The following is a 15813-nucleotide window of genomic DNA, read 5'->3' as shown; positions in this document are numbered from 1 at the left end:
TGCCCATGTCGACGTCCACCTCCCGTTCCGACGCGCAGATCGCCAGCGAGGTCGCCGCGCTCCTTCCCGACCTCGTCGCCGACCTGAAAGCTCTCGTCGCCATCCCCTCGATCGCGACCGACGGCTACCCGACCGAACCGCTGTTCGCCGCCCACGACCTGATCGTGGACATGTTGCGCGACGCGGGCGTCGAGCGGATCGACGACTTGGTGATCGAGGGTAAGACCGCGCCGGTGATCCTCGCGACGGTCCCCGGCCCGTCGGAGTCGGCGCCGACAGTGCTGATGTACACCCACTACGACGTGGTGCCCGCCGACGACGTCGAACTGTGGGACACCCCGCCGTTCGAACCGGCCGAACGCGACGGCGCGATCTACGGTCGCGGCAGCGCAGATTCGAAAGCCAATATCGTGAGTATCCTTGGCGCGCTGAGGGTTTGGGGTGGCAAACCGCCGGTCACGGTGAAACTCGTCTTGGAAGGTCAAGAGGAGTTCGGCAGTCCCTTCGACTTCTACCCGGTGAAAAACCCCGAGTTGTTCGCCGCCGACGCGATGGTGATCGCCGACGTGGGCAGCGTGCGTCCCGGCGTGCCCACGTTGACCGTCGCGCTGCGCGGGTCGGCCCAGGTCAGCGTTGAAGCGCGAACTCTGGAGGCAGACAAGCACAGCGGGCTCTACGGCGGTGCCGCCCCCGACGCGCGACTGGCGTTGATTCGGGCGTTGGCGAGTCTGCACGACGACAACGGTGATGTCGCGGTCCCCGGGTTGCGGCGCGAGGAGTGGACCGGCAGCTCCTACACCGAGGCGGAATTCCGCGAACTCGCCGAGATCCTCGACAACGTGGAGCTTCAGGGCACCGGCAGCATCGGCGAGCGCATCTGGTCGGGCCCGGCCATCACGGTGATCGGGTTCGACGCGCCCAATGCCGACGCCGCCGTCAACGCGGTCGCCGGGGCGGCGCGCGCGGTGCTCAACGTGCGCGTTCACCCAGGTCAAGACGCCGAGGAAGCGCAGCGCGCGGTGATCGACCACCTGAAAGCCCTGCGCCCGTTCGGCGTGGAACTCACGGTGACCGCGGGCGAGACCGGCAACGGTTTCGCGGCGACCACCGGTGGACCCGCCTTCGACGCCGCCGAAGCCGCGCTGACCACCGCGTGGGGCGCCCAGGCAGGGGAAATGGCAGGTGGCGGCTCGATCCCACTGGTCATGGCACTCGACACCGCCGTGCCCGAGGCGGAGAAACTACTCTTCGGCGCCACCGACGGCTACGCCAACATCCACGGCCCCAACGAGCGCGTGCTCATCGACGAACTCGCCAAGGCCACCGAAGCCAAGGCCCTGTTCTTCCGCAACTACGCGGAGGCGATGCGATCATGACCACCGAGACCCCGACCAAGAAGAAATTCGAATTCCCCGGTGCCGTCACGGTTTTGACGATCGTCATGATCCTGGTCTGGGTCATGGCGCTGTTCCTGCCCAGCGGCACCTTCGCCACCGACGCCGACGGCGCGCCCATCCCTGGCACCTTCACCGAGGTGCCGTCGCCGCTGTCGTGGGGCGAGCGCGTCCAACAGTTGATCCTCGCGCCCGTCAACGGGCTCTACGGCACCCAAGACCTGTTCACCGGCTTCGTCGACCCCGACAACCTCGGCCGCCTGTCGGTTCGGTCGGTGTCGTGCTGTTCATCATGGCCCTCGGCGCGTTCATCTCGGTCAGCTTCGCCACCCGCAGCCTTGAGGTGGCCGTCGGTCGACTCGGCGCGCGCCTGCACGACAAGGGTTGGCTGCTCATCACCGTGATCATGGTGCTGTTCTCGGTGCTGGGCACCACGATGGGCTTCTCGGTGGAGACCTTCGGGTTCTATGCGCTGATCATCCCGCTGATGCTGGCACTGGGCTACGACCGAATGGTCGCGGCCGCGACGATCATCGTCGGCGCGCTGATCGGCTGCATGGCCTCGACGGTGAACCCGTTCTCGATCGGTGTCGCCTCCGGTGAGGCGGGCGTGTCGATCGGCGACGGCATCGTTTTGCGTTTTTTGCTCTGGGTGGTGCTCACCGCCGTCGCGGTGGCGTTCGTGCTGCGTTACGCGGCCCGCGTCCAACGCGACCACTCGAAGTCGCTCGTCGGATTCGACAGTGACACAAGCGAATCCGACGAGCTCGCCACGCCGCAGGCCGACGAGAACCTCACCGGCACGCAGAAATGGGTGCTCGCCATCACCGGGTTCACCTTCGCGCTGATGATCTTCTCGGTGATCCCGTGGTCGGCCATCTTCGGCGGCGCCACCGGGCCCGCCGAATACGACGACTTCCACGTCACCGCCACCGAGCCGTACTGGTTCGAACTGAACTGGTGGTTCCCGCAACTGTCGATGCTGTTCGTGATCGCGGCGATCGTGGTTGGCGTGGTGGCCCGGATGGGCGAGAAGGACATCGTCTCGCTGATCACGCGCGGCGCGGGCGACATGGTCGGGCCCGCGATCGTGATCATGCTGGCGCGTGGTGTCTCGGTGATCATGACCAACACCGAGACCCTCGACACCGTCCTCAACGCGATGGAGTCACTCGTCAACGGGGCGTCGGCCGCGGTGTTCGCGGTACTGGTGATGATCGTGAATATCCCACTAGCTGTGCTGATCCCGTCGTCATCGGGACATGCCACCCTGGCCATGCCGCTGCTGGCACCCCTCGGCGACTTCGCGGATGTGCCTCGCTCCCTTGTCATCACGTCGTTCCAGATGGGCCACGGCCTGGCGATGCTCGTCGCGCCGACCAACGTGGTTGTTGTGGGCGGCCTCGCGATGGCTAAGGTTGGCTATGACCGATTCCTGCGCTTCATCTGGCCCCTGGTCGCGATCAACTTCGTCATCGTGTCGGTGGTGTTGGCGGTAGCCGCGCTCACATGACGTCAGCATTCGCGATCGAAGCCGTCGATCAGCGCGCCTTTTCCGACGCGTTCGATGAGTGGACGACGCTGATCGCCGCCAGCTACTACCCGCTCAGCTTCACCGCGACGCCGACCCGGCCGTTTCATGGCCGGGTCACGCAGGGCCAATATGGCGTGCTGGGCTTGTCGACGGTGGAAACCTCACCGCAGTTGGTGCGGCGTACAGCAAGCGATATCGCGCGCAACACCGACGAGTACGTGATGGTCAGCATCCAGACCGAGGGCAACGCGGTGATGAGCCAGGATGGTCGGTCGACGACGCTGTCGGTGGGCGACATGGCGTTCTACCTGTCCTCGCGGCCCTATCACTTCGACCTGGTCACCGACGCGAGCCAGATCATCGTGCAGGTCCCGGTCGAGCAGATGCGGGCCAACGGGATCGAGAACATCTCGGCGCTCAGCGGCGTGAAGATCGCCGCCGCGAACGAAACCTCGCTCGTTTCACGGTTTCTCGTCGACCTCGCCGCGATGCAGGCCGCCGCGCCCGAGCAGGCCGCCGCGTTCGCGTCGCCCGCGATCCCGTTGCTGGCCACGGCCGCGCGGCTCGGATTGGGCGGGGAGGTGCGGGCGTTGTCGCCGGAATCGCATACGGCGCTCATCATCGAGCAGGTCGTCGCGTTCGTGCGCGGCCACTACCGCGACCCCGACCTCACCGCCGACACCATCGCCAAAGCGTGCGCGATCTCGCGGCGCACCCTCTACCGGCTCTTCGAATCCGACGGTGGCATAGGGCAGTTGGTGCGTCAGCTTCGGGTGGAGCGGGCGTGCGCGTTGCTGCGCCAATTCCCGGACCGGCCCACCTGGACGGTCAGCCACCAAGCCGGGTTCTCCTCGGAGCGGCAGTTCTTCCGAGTGTTCCGCGCGTCGGTGGGGATGACGCCGAGCGAGTTTCGGCGCAGGAGCGACGTCGGGCGAATTCGCGCCTGCCCCAACGCCATTCCGGGAAGATGAGTGCCAGGTAGCCGCGGATTCGCTACAGTGGAAGTCAAGCGTGTGCGACCGTTCGTGTTGTGGTGAATCCCGTTGTCAGACTCTCAAAGAGATCGGAACAGCGTGCTATGCGGCTCAACCCATCCGATACCGACAAACTCCTGCTCAGCGTCGCTGGTATGGTCGCGCGCGACCGTCATCAACGCGGCGTGCGGCTCAACTATCCCGAGGCGGTCGCGTTGCTCTCGTGCTGGGCGATCGAGCGAGCCCGCGACGGCCGCACGGTAGCTGAGGTGATGAGCGCGGGCCGTCAGGTGCTCACCCGTGGCGATGTGATGGACGGAGTGCCCGAGATGTTGGGCGATGTCCAGGTCGAGGCCACCTTCCTCGACGGGCGCAAGCTCGTCACGATCACCGAGCCGATCCGATGATCCCCGGTGAGTACCGGTTCGGGCAGACCCCGTTGCCCGACGAGGATTGGCGCGCCCAACTCACCCTCGTCATGGTCAACACCGGCGACCGTCCCATCCAGATCGGGTCGCACCTGCATCTGCCCGAGGCGAACTCGGCGTTGCACTTCGATCGCGAGGCCACCGTTGGCTACCACCTCGACATTCAGGCAGGCACCTCCATCCGGTTCGAGCCCGGCGTCAGCAAGAACGTGGCGTGCACCCGCTTCGGTGGGCGCGTCGGTCAGGAGTCGACGCGATGAGCGCGATCTCGCGGCACCGGGCCGCCGAACTGTTCGGCCCCACCATCGGCGACCAAATCCGCCTGGGCGACACCGACGTGTGGATCGAGGTCGAGGCCGACCGCACCAACCCCTACGACGCCGTGGTCTTCGGCGGCGGCAAAACCATTCGCGATGGGATGGGCCAAAGTCGAGTCAGTCGCGATCAGGGCGCGCTCGACGTCGTCGTGACTAACGTTGTGGTGCTTGATCATTGGGGCATCGTCAAAGCCGACGTCGGGATTCGCGACGGCCGCATCGTCGCGGTCGGGCGCGCCGGCAACAGCGAGATCATGGACGGCATCGATGAGGGCATGGAAATCGGGCCGAGCACCGATGTGATCGCGGGGGAGGGACGTATCCTCACCGCGGGCGCGGTCGACACCCACGTGCATTTCCTCTCCGACATCGAGATTCGCGAGGGGATCGCGGCCGGGACCACCACCATGATCGGCGGCGGCGCCGGCCCGACGAAGGGCACCAAAGCCACCTCCGTCACCGCCGGGGCATGGGCGTTGGAGAAGGTCCACCACGCCCTCGACGAATTGCCCGTCAACATCCTGCTGTTCAGCAAAGGCAGCACCACCAGCATGGAAGCGTTGCGCGAAGACGCCATCGCGGGCGCTGGTTCGTTCAAGATTCATGAGGACTGGGGGTCGGCGCCGCCGGTGATCGACGTCGCGCTGCGGGCCGCCGAGGAATTCGGGGTGCAGGTCGCGCTGCATAGCGACAGCCTCAACGAGACCGGCTACGTGCGTGAGACCATCGACGCGATCGGCGGGCGCGGCATCCACGCGTTCCACTCCGAAGGCGCGGGCGGTGGGCACGCACCCGACATCATGGTCATCGCGGGGTTGCCGAATGTGCTTCCCGCATCAACGAATCCGACGATGCCCTTCAGTTTCAACACCGTCGTCGAACACCTCGACATGCTCATCGTGTGCCACGCCCTCAACCCCAAGGTGCCCGAGGACCTCGCCTTCGCCGAATCGCGGATTCGGGCCACCACGATGGCGGCTGAGGACCTGCTCCACGACATGGGTGCCATCTCGATCATGTCGACCGACGGGCAGGCGATGGGCCGCATCGGTGAGATGATCTGTCGCACATGGCAAACCGCGCATGTGATGAAGACGCGGTTCGGGCGCGGGGAGTCGTCGCTGCCCGCCGACAACGAGCGGGCGCGCAGGTACGTCGCCAAGTACACGATCTGTCCCGCCGTCGCGCATGGGGTCGACCATGAGGTTGGCTCGATCGAACCGGGCAAGCTGGCCGACCTGGTGCTGTGGAAGCCCGCGTTCTTCGGGATTCGGCCCGAGGCGGTGATCAAATCCGGGGCTGTCGTCGCGGGGCCGCTTGGCGATCCGGCGGCGTCGATCACCACGCCGCAACCGGTGTTAATCCGGCCGGGGCTGTTGGCCAACGGGCCGTCGGCAGCGCGGTTGTCGACCACTTGGGTCGCGCCGATCGCGCTCGAACATGGTCTCGCGGAACGACTCAACCTCACCCGCCGCGTCGCGACGATGCGGCCAACGCGCGAGATCGGGAAGAAAGATATGCCGCGCAACACCGCGTTGCCGAGCATCCTCATCGACCCGGAGACCTTCATCGTGTCGATCGACGGGGATCCGGTGCCGCCGGTTCCCGCCGTGGAACTGCCCCTCGCGCAACGGTATTCGCTGTTTTGACGCCGCTGATGGCCTTGCTGTTGGCCGATGGGCGGTTACCGGTGGGTGGCCACGCGCATTCGGCGGGCCTCGAACCGGCGCTGTGCGCGGGGATGGCGTCGGCCGAGATCCCGCGCTACCTGGTCGCGCGGCTGCACACCGTTGGGCGGGTGGAGGCGGCCACGGCGGTGCTGGCGCGTCGGGTTGCGCTGACATCGGGCGATCTCGATGAGGTGCGGTTTGCTTATGTCGCACGCACTTCCAGTGCCGCCGCGCGCGACGCCTCAAGTCGGCTTGGTCGCGGCATCGCCCGGTTGGCGTCGCGACTGTGGCCCGACGCGCCCGCGGTGCGGGTGCTGGCCGCGATGCCGGCGCCCGCGCGACCGGTCGCGTTCGGGGTCGTCGCCGCCGTCGCCGGGCTCACCGACCTCGACACCGCCCGCACCACCCTCTACGACGACCTGCAAACCGCCGCGTGCGCCGCCCCGAAGCTCATCGCCATCGACCCAGTCGAACCCGTGCGCTGGGTGCTCGACCTCGCTGACGCCATCGACCGCGTGGCCGCCAACGCCGTGACCGTCACCGGCTGCGCCGACCTCCCCGCCCGCACCGCCCCGCAACTTGAGCTGTGGTCCCAGCAACACGCGAACCGACATCGGAGGATCTTCCATGCATGACACCGTCGAAAACCGCACGCGCGCACTGCGCATCGGAGTCGCGGGCCCCGTCGGCACCGGCAAGAGCACGCTGATCGCGACCCTGTGTCGTCAACTAGCCGACGAACTCCAGATGGCGGTCGTCACCAACGACATCTACACCGACGAGGACGCCCGATTGCTGCGAGCGGCGGGAGTGTTGCCGGTCGAGCGGATCGTGGCCGTCGAGACCGGCGCGTGCCCGCACACCGCCATCCGCGACGACGTCACCCCGAACCTGCTGGCCGTCGAAGACCTGGAACGACAGTTCGCGCCGCTCGACGTGGTCCTCGTGGAAAGTGGCGGCGACAACCTCACCGCCACGTTCAGCCCCGCGCTCGTCGACGCGCAGATCTTCTGCATCGACGTCGCGGGCGGGGGAGATGTGGCCCGCAAAGGTGGGCCCGGCATCGAACGCGCGGACCTGTTGGTAGTCAACAAGACTGACCTGGGCGTGCACGTCGACGTCGACCCGGCGCAGATGGTGACCGACGCGCGGGCGGTGCGCGGCGGGTTGCCGGTGGTCGCGCTGTCGCAACGCGACCCGGCCAGCATCGACGCCCTGGTCCGCTGGGTGCTGTCGGTCCTGAACGCGCACCGCGGGGGCGGCCACACCCCCACCGACCCGGGCCCGATGGCACCCCACTTCCACTTCCACGCCGACGCCGACGCCGACGCCGACGGCGAGCATGAGCACGGTGAGGGCGGGCATGGTGAGCACGGGCATGTGCATGGTGAGCCTGCGCGTGGGGTGGGTGAGTCCCACGATCACGCCCATGCGGGGAACGAGCACGGGCATGTACATGGTGAGCATGCGCGCCGGGTGGGTGAGCCCCACGGCGAGCACGCTCATGCGGAGGGCGAGCAAGGGGACGTGCGCGGTCAGCGCGAGCATGGGTGTGGCGAGCCGGGGCACGCGGGCGATCACGGGTGCGCGGATGACACGGCGAGTGGGCTCCATGAGCGTCAGCACGCTCACTAGCGTCGTGCCCGCGGTGAGCGTGGACGGGGGTGTGGTGTCCGGCGTGGGAGTGGGCGCGGGCGGGAAGGAGGTCGGTGTGCGGGGGAGTGCGTCGGGGCTCGTCACGCGGGTTGTGGTGCGACGCAACGGCTCTCACGTGGACATCGAGTGTCTTGATCGGGGGGAGTTCCTCGTTCCCCGCCTGCTCGACGTCACCGGGCACCAGGTGCGGGTCGCGTTGGTTGGGTGCTGCGCGATGCTCGTCGCCGGGGACGCGCTGGAACTCGACGTCGTCGTCGGCGCGGGCATCGACCTCGAACTGGTCGAGCCCTCCGGCACCGTCGCCTACAACGCCCGGGGCGGTCGGGCGAGTTGGACCGCGCGGGTCACGGTCGAATCCGACGGCGTCTTGCGGTGGCGCACCGCGTCTATTGTGATCGCCAGCGGGGCTGATCTGACCCGGGACATGCGCGTCGACCTCGCCGACGGTGCTCGCGCGGTGCTGTCGGAGACGGTGGTGCTTGGCCGCAGCGGTGAGGTGGGTGGGGCGTTGCGGTCCCGTCAACATGTCACCTACGCGGGCACCCCGCTGCTGATCGAGGACCTGGACCTCACCGACCCGACCCTGCGTGACTATCCCGGAATCCTTGGCGCGCACCGGGTTCTGGGCACCGTCCTCGCGTTGGGTTATCGCCCCGGCGCGCTCCCGACCCCGTCGGCGACCGCCCTCGCGGGCCCCGGTGCCCTCGCCCGCGCCCTCAGCGCCGAGGCCCACACCATCGACGACGCGATGCACGAATGGTGGACGGCCTGGCAGCCGTGACGTGGCCGGTGCGCTAAGCCGACGGGACCGGCTGGTCGGGCACGTCCGGTTTCCTGCGCGGATGCGCCAGCAACGCCGCTGCGGGCGCGATCACCGCCGCGACCAATCCGGCCGCGAAACCGTTGCCGTACAGGTTCAGTCCCGCGACAAGCACCCCGGTTATCTGCGCGGTCGACGCGTGGAAGAACCCGGCAACGACGCCCCACTGCGGCCCGAACCGGCCCGCGATCGGGGCCAGACACGTGCCATAGAGCGCCGCCCAGATCATGCCGGGCGTGGCGAGGTCGAAGGGCTTCAACAGTCCAGCTAGGGCCACCCCCAGGATCACCGGCGTGATGTTGAGCGCGTGCTTGCCACACGCCCCGAACCCCATCACGCTCAGAATCCCCGCCAGGACCGGGCCGTTTATGTCGGCCCCGATGAGCAGGATGTAGGCGGTGGCGATGGTCCCGATGACGGCCATGTTCAGCACCACCGCGGCCGCGCCGTATTCGGCGAGGAAGTTCGTCGGCGCGCGCCCGGTGTTGTTCATCAGTCGGCGCAGCGCGGGCCACGGGTCCCGGTCCAGGTAAAACGCGAGCGCGACGAGACCCACCCCCATCGCGCCGAGCATGATCAGCAGCGCGGTGCCGTCGCCGGAGGTCCAGATCATCTCCGGCTGCGGTTCCAACCCGAACGACCGATACACCGCGACGAACACCGCGCCGACGACACCGGCGACGAAGCCCATGTTGTACAGGGTGAATCCGGCGTGCGCTTGAAAGAGCCTGCGTGCGATCGGCGAGACGACGAACCCGATGAGCACCGACGTGCTGATGCCTAAGGCGAACCCCGCCCAGGTTGGCAGACTCGTGGTGAACGCGAGCGCCGAGAAGATCGGCGACAACGCGGTGGCGAAGAACGCGGTCGAGACGTAGTCGGCGAACCGGTCGTGGCGCACCCACGCATACAGCGCCACCCCGGCGATGATCGGCCACACATTCACCAGCGTCTTCCCATACAGCGCGGTGCCCAACACCAGCAGCAGACACGCGACGGCGTCGCCGTCGACGGGCGCGCCCGTGAGTCGATAGATCGCCAGCGCGACCAAGGTCAGCAGCCCAGCCTGCGTGAACGCCGCACCGAGTCCGCCAACGCCAACGAAATCGGTGATGATCAAATCGCGCGCGAAAAGAATGTCACCGAGCCCGCGCAGCAACTGCCCTGGCGGATCGGCGAACACCCCGAAAACCACGAACATCAGCGACATCACCGTGATAACGCCGAACATCGTGTTGTCATCGCCTTTCGCGGTTCTCATCGGTTCATCTTGACCGCCGCGCGGCCACATTCGCCGGATCGACACCGCCCACGTCGCCAGCGACCGAACGCCTTTCGCGTACCGGTCGGAACACCCTCACGCCGAGATGACGATGTGGGTTGGGCGCGTCGCCTAGGCTCGACCTATGCAGCGCATCATCGGAATCGAGGTCGAATACGGCATCTCGACCCCCACCGAGCCGACGGCCAACCCCATCCTCACCTCGACGCAGGCGGTGCTCGCCTACGCCGCGGCGGCCGGGGTGCCCCGAGCGAAACGGACGCGATGGGACTACGAGGTGGAATCACCGCTGCGTGACGCGCGCGGTTTCGACTTGAGTCGGATGAGTGGGCCAGCGCCGGTGATCGATGCCGACGAGGTTGGCGCGGCGAACATGATCCTCACCAACGGTGCTCGGCTCTACGTCGACCACGCGCACCCGGAGTACTCCGCGCCCGAGGTCGTCGACCCGCTCGACGCGGTGATTTGGGACAAAGCGGGCGAACGCGTGATGGAAGCGGCGGCGCGGCACGCGTCGAGCGTGCCTGGCGCACCGCGTTTGCAGCTCTACAAGAACAACGTCGACGGCAAGGGTGCCTCCTACGGCACCCACGAGAATTACCTGATGGCGCGTGAGACGCCGTTCAGCCAGATCATCGCGGGCCTGACGCCGTTTTTCGTTTCGCGCCAAGTGATTTGCGGTTCGGGCCGCGTCGGGATCGGCCAGTCCGGCGACAAAGCGGGCTTCCAGCTCTCGCAGCGCGCCGACTACATCGAGGTCGAAGTTGGCCTGGAAACCACCCTCAAGCGCGGCATCATCAACACCCGCGACGAACCCCACGCCGACGCCGACAAATACCGTCGACTGCACGTGATCATCGGCGACGCGAACCTCGCGGAAATGTCGACCTACCTCAAGGTCGGTACCACCGCGCTCGTGCTCGACCTGATCGAAGCGGGCGAAGACCTTTCGGAGTTCCAGCTTGCCCGTCCGGTGACGGCCGTGCACCAGATCAGCCACGACCCCACGCTGCGCGCCACCGTGGCCCTCGCCGACGGCCGCGAGCTGACCGGCCTTGCACTGCAACGGCTTTACCACGAGCGCGTCGCCAAATTCGTCCAGCGCGAAGGCAACGACGACCCGCGCGTGCTTGACATCGTCGACAAGTGGGCGATGGTCTTGGACCTGCTTGAGCGTGACCCGATGGAATGCGCTGGCATGCTCGACTGGCCCGCCAAGCTACGCCTGCTCGAAGGTATGCGCAGCCGTGAGGGCCTGGGCTGGGCCGCCCCGAAGCTGCACCTGATGGACCTGCAGTACTCGGATGTGCGCCTCGACAAGGGCCTCTACAACCGTCTCGTCGCGCGCGGGTCGATGCAGCGGCTCGTCAGCGAGCAACAGGTGCTCGACGCCATGACCAACCCGCCAACCGACACCCGCGCGTACTTCCGTGGTGAGTGCTTGCGTCGTTTCGGTGCCGATATCGCCGCCGCCAGTTGGGATTCGGTGATCTTTGACCTCGGCGGCGACTCGCTCGTTCGCATCCCCACTTTGGAACCGCGTCGTGGCACGAAAGCGCACGTCGGACGGCTTCTTGAGGCAGCGCAGTCGGCCCGCGATCTCGTCGATTCGCTTACGCACTGAGTCGATTCGAGACCGAGCCCGGCGACAATCCGATCGCTAATCGACCACCTTGTCGGTCGGGCTCGGTAGGGTTGTGGGACGAGCACGAACATCGCTCATGATCTCGACCGTGCTCATCACTGAGGTCGCGGTCATGATGAGGAAAGAGGAGGTCGGCTGCCATGGCACAAGAGCAGACCAAGCGCGCCGGGGGTGGCGACGAGGACGAGGGTCCCGAGGGCGTCGATGCGGCGGGTCAGGAACGTCGCGAGAAGCTCGCGGAAGAAACCGACGACCTGCTCGACGAGATCGATGACGTGCTCGAAGAGAACGCCGAGGACTTCGTGCGAGCCTATGTGCAGAAGGGCGGCCAGTGACCCAAGGTGACCACTTGCGCCTGGATGCCGGTCAGGCGCTCTCCTCGTTCACCGAACATCTGCGATCCCACGCGCCAAACCTGTTGCCGCTCAACAGGTTTCCCAGCTCGGAGCTGAACGCGGCGAAGGATATGGCGCCTCACGGCACCACCATCGTCGCGATCGGTTTCCGGGGTGGCGTGCTCATCGCGGGCGACCGTCGGGCCACCATGGGCAACCTGTTGGCCAGTCGCGACACCGAGAAGGTCTACATCACCGACACCTACTCGGCGGCGGGCATCGCTGGTACCGCTGGTATCGCGATCGAGATGGTTCGCCTGTTCGCGGTGGAACTGGAGTACTACGAGAAAATCGAAGGTGTGCCGCTCACCTTCGACGGCAAAGCGAACAAGCTGTCCAAAATGGTGCGCGACAACCTGCCCGCGGCAATGCAGGGCCTCGCTGCGATCCCGCTGCTCGTCGGCTACGACGACCAGGTCACCGATCCCGATCGGGCTGGTCGCATCGTGTCCTACGACGTCGTCGGTGGTCGCAGCGAGGAACGGTTCGGCTACACCGCGGTCGGTTCGGGTTCCACCTTCGCGAAGTCGTCGCTGAAAAAGCTGTATCAGCGCGGCATCGACGAGGATCGTGCCCTGCGGATCGCGGTCGAATCGCTCTTCGACGCCTCCGACGACGACACCGCGACGGGCGGTCCCGACATGTTGCGCGGGATTTTCCCCACGGCGGTGCTCATCAACGCCGAAGGTGCCGAGGAAGTCGCTGACGAACGGCTCGCCGAGATCGCCCGCGGCGTGATCGCCGACCGCACCACCGAAGGGGGTGTTGTGCTGTGACGCTGCCGTATTACGCGTCAGCTGAGCAGATCATGCGCGACAAAACCGAGCTTGCCCGCAAGGGCATCGCTCGGGGTCGCAGCGTGATCGTGCTTGTCTACGACAAAGGCGTGCTGTTCGTTGCCGAGAACCCGTCGGCAACATTGCACAAGGTCAGCGAACTCTATGACCGCGTCGGTTTCGCCGCTGTCGGTAAGTACAACGAGTTCGAGGCCCTGCGTCGCGGCGGCATCTTGCAAGCCGACCTCAAGGGCTATCAGTACGACCGGCGCGATGTCACCGGTCGCGGCCTTGCCAATCTCTACGCGCAGACGCTGGGGTCGATTTTCACCGATCAACTCAAGCCGTATGAGGTCGAGATTTGCGTCGCTGAGGTTGGCTATCCCGAGCAGTCGCCGCAGTCAGTGCTGTATCGGATCACCTTCGATGGGTCCATCGTCGACGAACGCGAGTACGTCGTGATGGGCGGCACGACCGAACCGATCTTGTCGAAGCTCAAGGCCACCTACCAGCCCGGATTGTCCCTGGACGAGGCGATGAAGGTCGCGATCGGGGCATTGCAGGCGGGGTTGCCGGAGGCCGACAAGGACAAGCGCACGCTCGGTGGCGCTTCGCTTGAGGTGGCAACGTTGGAACAGGCTCGTCCGCGTCGCGCGTTCCGGCGCGTGCAGGGGGCGAACTTGGAGCAGTTGCTTGAGCCGGCGAAGGTCGGCGCGACGAAGACGGTCGAGTTGCCCGATTCCGACAGCGATGGCACCGCCGAAGCTGGCGAAGACACCGCCGACAAGTAATTCCGCTCGAGGTAATTCCATACCGAAATCGAGCCCGTGAACCGTGCTGGTTCATGGGCTCGATTTCGCTTGTGACGGCGCGCTGGGTCCGTGCCGAATTGTTGTGAACACGTATGCGGATCCGAGTTCAATGGCCCCGCGCGAGGCCAGGTTGTGGCTGTACTGTCGGTAGGGTGCAGCGACGAATTATGGGGATCGAGACCGAGTTCGGTGTGACATGCACCTTTCACGGTCACCGTCGGCTGTCCCCCGACGAGGTAGCCCGGTACCTGTTCCGCCGGGTCGTGTCCTGGGGCCGTAGCTCTAATGTCTTCCTTCGCAACGGTGCCAGGTTGTACCTCGACGTCGGATCGCATCCTGAGTACGCCACCGCCGAATGTGACAGCTTGGTGCAGTTGGTCACTCATGATCGCGCCGGTGAGCGCGTGCTTGAGGACTTGCTCATCGACGCCGAGCAACGCCTGGCCGAAGAAGGCATTGGCGGCGACATTTACCTGTTCAAGAACAATACCGACTCGGCAGGCAACTCCTACGGCTGCCATGAGAACTTCCTCGTTGTCCGCGCGGGCGAGTTCTCTCGCATCTCGGATGTGCTGTTGCCGTTCCTTGTCACCCGCCAGCTCATCTGCGGCGCGGGCAAGGTTTTGCAGACGCCGAAGGCGGCAACTTTCTGCCTTTCCCAACGCGCCGAACACATTTGGGAAGGCGTCTCGTCGGCAACAACGCGGTCGCGCCCGATCATCAACACGCGCGACGAGCCGCACGCCGATGCTGAGAAGTACCGGCGTCTGCATGTGATCGTTGGCGACTCGAACATGGCCGAGCCGACGACGATGCTCAAGGTGGGCACCGCGTCGCTGGTGTTGGAGATGATCGAGGCGGGCGTTTCGTTCCGCGATTTCGCGCTCGACAACCCGATTCGTGCCATTCGCGAGGTCAGCCACGACATGACCGGGCGTCGTCCGGTTCGCCTGGCTGGCGGTCGGCAGGCTAGCGCGTTGGAGATTCAGCGCGAGTACTACGCGCGCGCGGTCGAGCACCTGCGCAACCGCGACCGCGACCCGCAGGTCGACGCCGTTGTTGACCTCTGGGGTCGCCAGCTCGACGCGGTGGAGTCGCAAGACTTCGCCAAGGTCGACACCGAGATCGACTGGGTGATCAAGAACAAGCTGTTCCAGCGCTACCAGGACCGCTACAACATGGAGCTGTCTGATCCGAAGATCGCTCAGCTTGATCTGGCCTACCACGACATCAAGCGTGGTCGCGGCGTGTTCGACATCTTGCAGCGCAAGGGTCTCGCCAAGCGCATCACCGAAGACGACGCGGTCGACGCGGCAGTGGAAACGCCACCGCAGACCACCCGCGCGAAGTTGCGTGGCGACTTCATCACCGCCGCGCAAGAAGCCGGTCGCGATTTCACCGTCGACTGGGTGCACCTCAAGCTCAACGATCAGGCTCAGCGCACCGTGCTGTGCAAGGATCCGTTCCGCTCGGTCGACGAACGCGTCGACCGGTTGATCGCCTCGATGTAGGGCGGTCCCCCGAGCGGGGGGAGTGCGAGAGGGCCGGTGGCGGATGGGAGCGAAGCGTAACCGCCACCGGTCCTTCTCGTAGGTGCATTACGTTGCGCGCCAACACTTTTCAGGAGAACGATGACGGTCCATTTCGATACCCTCGATGCCCTCGCGGCGGCGGTCGGACAGGAGTTCGGACCAAGCGACTGGATCACCGTCAGCCAAGAGCGCATCGACGAATTCGCCGAGGCGACGGGCGATCGGCAGTGGATTCACGTCGACGCCGAGCGCGCGGCAGCCGGTCCGTACGGCACCACCATCGCGCACGGGTTTTTGACGTTGGCGCTCACTGTCCCGATGACGGCGCAGGTGATGACCGTCGGCGGCATTAGCGCGGCGATCAATTACGGGCTCGATCGCGTGCGGTTTCTGACTCCGGTGCCGTCAGGCAGCCGCATTCGCGGCACCGTCACGCTGCTGGAAGTGCACGAGGTCGAGGGCGGCGCGCAAGCGACCCGTCGCGTGACAGTCGAACTCGAAGGGGCGACGCGCCCGGCCTGCGTGGCCGACGCCATCACGCGCTACGTGCGCTGATCGGTCCGGCGTCTCATTTACCG

At 66.3% G+C, this 15813-nt stretch carries 16 protein-coding genes and 1 pseudogene; 16 read left to right on the top strand and 1 reads right to left on the bottom strand.

Annotation, left to right across the window (positions count from 1 at the left end; genetic code table 11):
- Positions 1-5 precede the first annotated feature (5 nt).
- The 10 genes and pseudogenes from IEX78_RS03180 to IEX78_RS03140 all read left to right on the top strand — a co-directional run bounded on the left by IEX78_RS03180 (position 6) and on the right by IEX78_RS03140 (position 8754).
- Positions 6-1376, top strand: a complete 1371-nt coding sequence (locus IEX78_RS03180) for a M20/M25/M40 family metallo-hydrolase (protein WP_188827175.1) — start codon at positions 6-8, stop codon at positions 1374-1376.
- Positions 1373-1798: a hypothetical protein gene (locus IEX78_RS24065; RefSeq protein ID WP_229683677.1), complete on the top strand. Its 426-nt coding sequence runs from the start codon at positions 1373-1375 to the stop codon at positions 1796-1798. Before IEX78_RS03180 ends, IEX78_RS24065 begins: the two co-directional genes overlap by 4 nt.
- Positions 1684-2907, top strand: a complete 1224-nt coding sequence (locus IEX78_RS03175) for a YfcC family protein (protein ID WP_229683784.1) — start codon at positions 1684-1686, stop codon at positions 2905-2907. Before IEX78_RS24065 ends, IEX78_RS03175 begins: the two co-directional genes overlap by 115 nt.
- A complete protein-coding gene (locus IEX78_RS03170) occupies positions 2904-3899 on the top strand; it encodes an AraC-like ligand-binding domain-containing protein (RefSeq protein WP_188827174.1) in 996 nt (331 codons plus the stop codon). Before IEX78_RS03175 ends, IEX78_RS03170 begins: the two co-directional genes overlap by 4 nt.
- 107 nt (positions 3900-4006) lie before the next feature.
- Positions 4007-4309, top strand: coding sequence for an urease subunit gamma (locus IEX78_RS03165; protein WP_188827173.1), 303 nt, complete (start codon positions 4007-4009; stop codon positions 4307-4309).
- Positions 4306-4590 carry an urease subunit beta gene (locus IEX78_RS03160; protein ID WP_188827172.1) on the top strand — a complete coding sequence of 95 codons (285 nt, stop codon included), beginning with the start codon at positions 4306-4308 and terminating at the stop codon, positions 4588-4590. Before IEX78_RS03165 ends, IEX78_RS03160 begins: the two co-directional genes overlap by 4 nt.
- Entirely contained in the window at positions 4587-6296 is a 1710-nt protein-coding gene (locus tag IEX78_RS03155; RefSeq protein WP_188827171.1) for an urease subunit alpha, read from the top strand. The genes IEX78_RS03160 and IEX78_RS03155 overlap by 4 nt, the downstream gene beginning before the upstream one ends.
- A gap of 8 nt (positions 6297-6304) precedes the next feature.
- Complete coding sequence (locus IEX78_RS03150; RefSeq protein ID WP_188827170.1) at positions 6305-6952, top strand: urease accessory protein UreF; 648 nt, start codon at positions 6305-6307, stop codon at positions 6950-6952.
- Positions 6945-7703: pseudogene (gene ureG / locus IEX78_RS03145) on the top strand (urease accessory protein UreG); the annotation flags it as partial. The gene IEX78_RS03150 and the pseudogene ureG, both read left to right, overlap by 8 nt.
- Before the next feature lie 262 nt (positions 7704-7965).
- Entirely contained in the window at positions 7966-8754 is a 789-nt protein-coding gene (locus tag IEX78_RS03140; protein WP_188827169.1) for an urease accessory protein UreD, read from the top strand.
- A gap of 13 nt (positions 8755-8767) precedes the next feature.
- Here the strand turns inward: IEX78_RS03140 and IEX78_RS03135 are convergent, their stop codons facing one another.
- On the bottom strand, positions 8768-10054 hold the full coding sequence (locus IEX78_RS03135) for a DUF1576 domain-containing protein (RefSeq protein ID WP_188827168.1): 1287 nt from the start codon (positions 10052-10054) through the stop codon (positions 8768-8770).
- Between the two features lie 145 nt (positions 10055-10199).
- Here IEX78_RS03135 and dop point away from each other — a divergent pair, with 145 nt between their 5' ends.
- The 6 genes from dop to IEX78_RS03105 all read left to right on the top strand — a co-directional run bounded on the left by dop (position 10200) and on the right by IEX78_RS03105 (position 15790).
- A complete protein-coding gene (dop, locus tag IEX78_RS03130; protein ID WP_188827167.1) occupies positions 10200-11699 on the top strand; it encodes a depupylase/deamidase Dop in 1500 nt (499 codons plus the stop codon).
- A 161-nt stretch (positions 11700-11860) separates the two neighbouring features.
- Complete coding sequence (locus tag IEX78_RS03125) at positions 11861-12055, top strand: ubiquitin-like protein Pup (RefSeq protein WP_019047503.1); 195 nt, start codon at positions 11861-11863, stop codon at positions 12053-12055.
- Positions 12052-12891, top strand: coding sequence for a proteasome subunit beta (prcB, locus tag IEX78_RS03120; protein WP_188827166.1), 840 nt, complete (start codon positions 12052-12054; stop codon positions 12889-12891). Before IEX78_RS03125 ends, prcB begins: the two co-directional genes overlap by 4 nt.
- On the top strand, positions 12888-13682 hold the full coding sequence (gene prcA, locus IEX78_RS03115) for a proteasome subunit alpha (protein ID WP_188827165.1): 795 nt from the start codon (positions 12888-12890) through the stop codon (positions 13680-13682). Before prcB ends, prcA begins: the two co-directional genes overlap by 4 nt.
- A 173-nt stretch (positions 13683-13855) precedes the next feature.
- Positions 13856-15214 (top strand): Pup--protein ligase, encoded by a 1359-nt coding sequence (gene pafA, locus IEX78_RS03110; protein ID WP_188827164.1) that lies wholly within the window; start codon positions 13856-13858, stop codon positions 15212-15214.
- Positions 15215-15334: 120 nt separating this feature from the next.
- Complete coding sequence (locus tag IEX78_RS03105) at positions 15335-15790, top strand: MaoC family dehydratase (RefSeq protein ID WP_188827163.1); 456 nt, start codon at positions 15335-15337, stop codon at positions 15788-15790.
- The last annotated feature ends 23 nt before the right edge of the window (positions 15791-15813 follow it).

The organism is Nocardia camponoti, assembly GCF_014646135.1.
GTDB lineage: Bacteria > Actinomycetota > Actinomycetes > Mycobacteriales > Mycobacteriaceae > Nocardia > Nocardia camponoti.
This window is presented reverse-complemented; position numbering and strand designations above follow the sequence as displayed.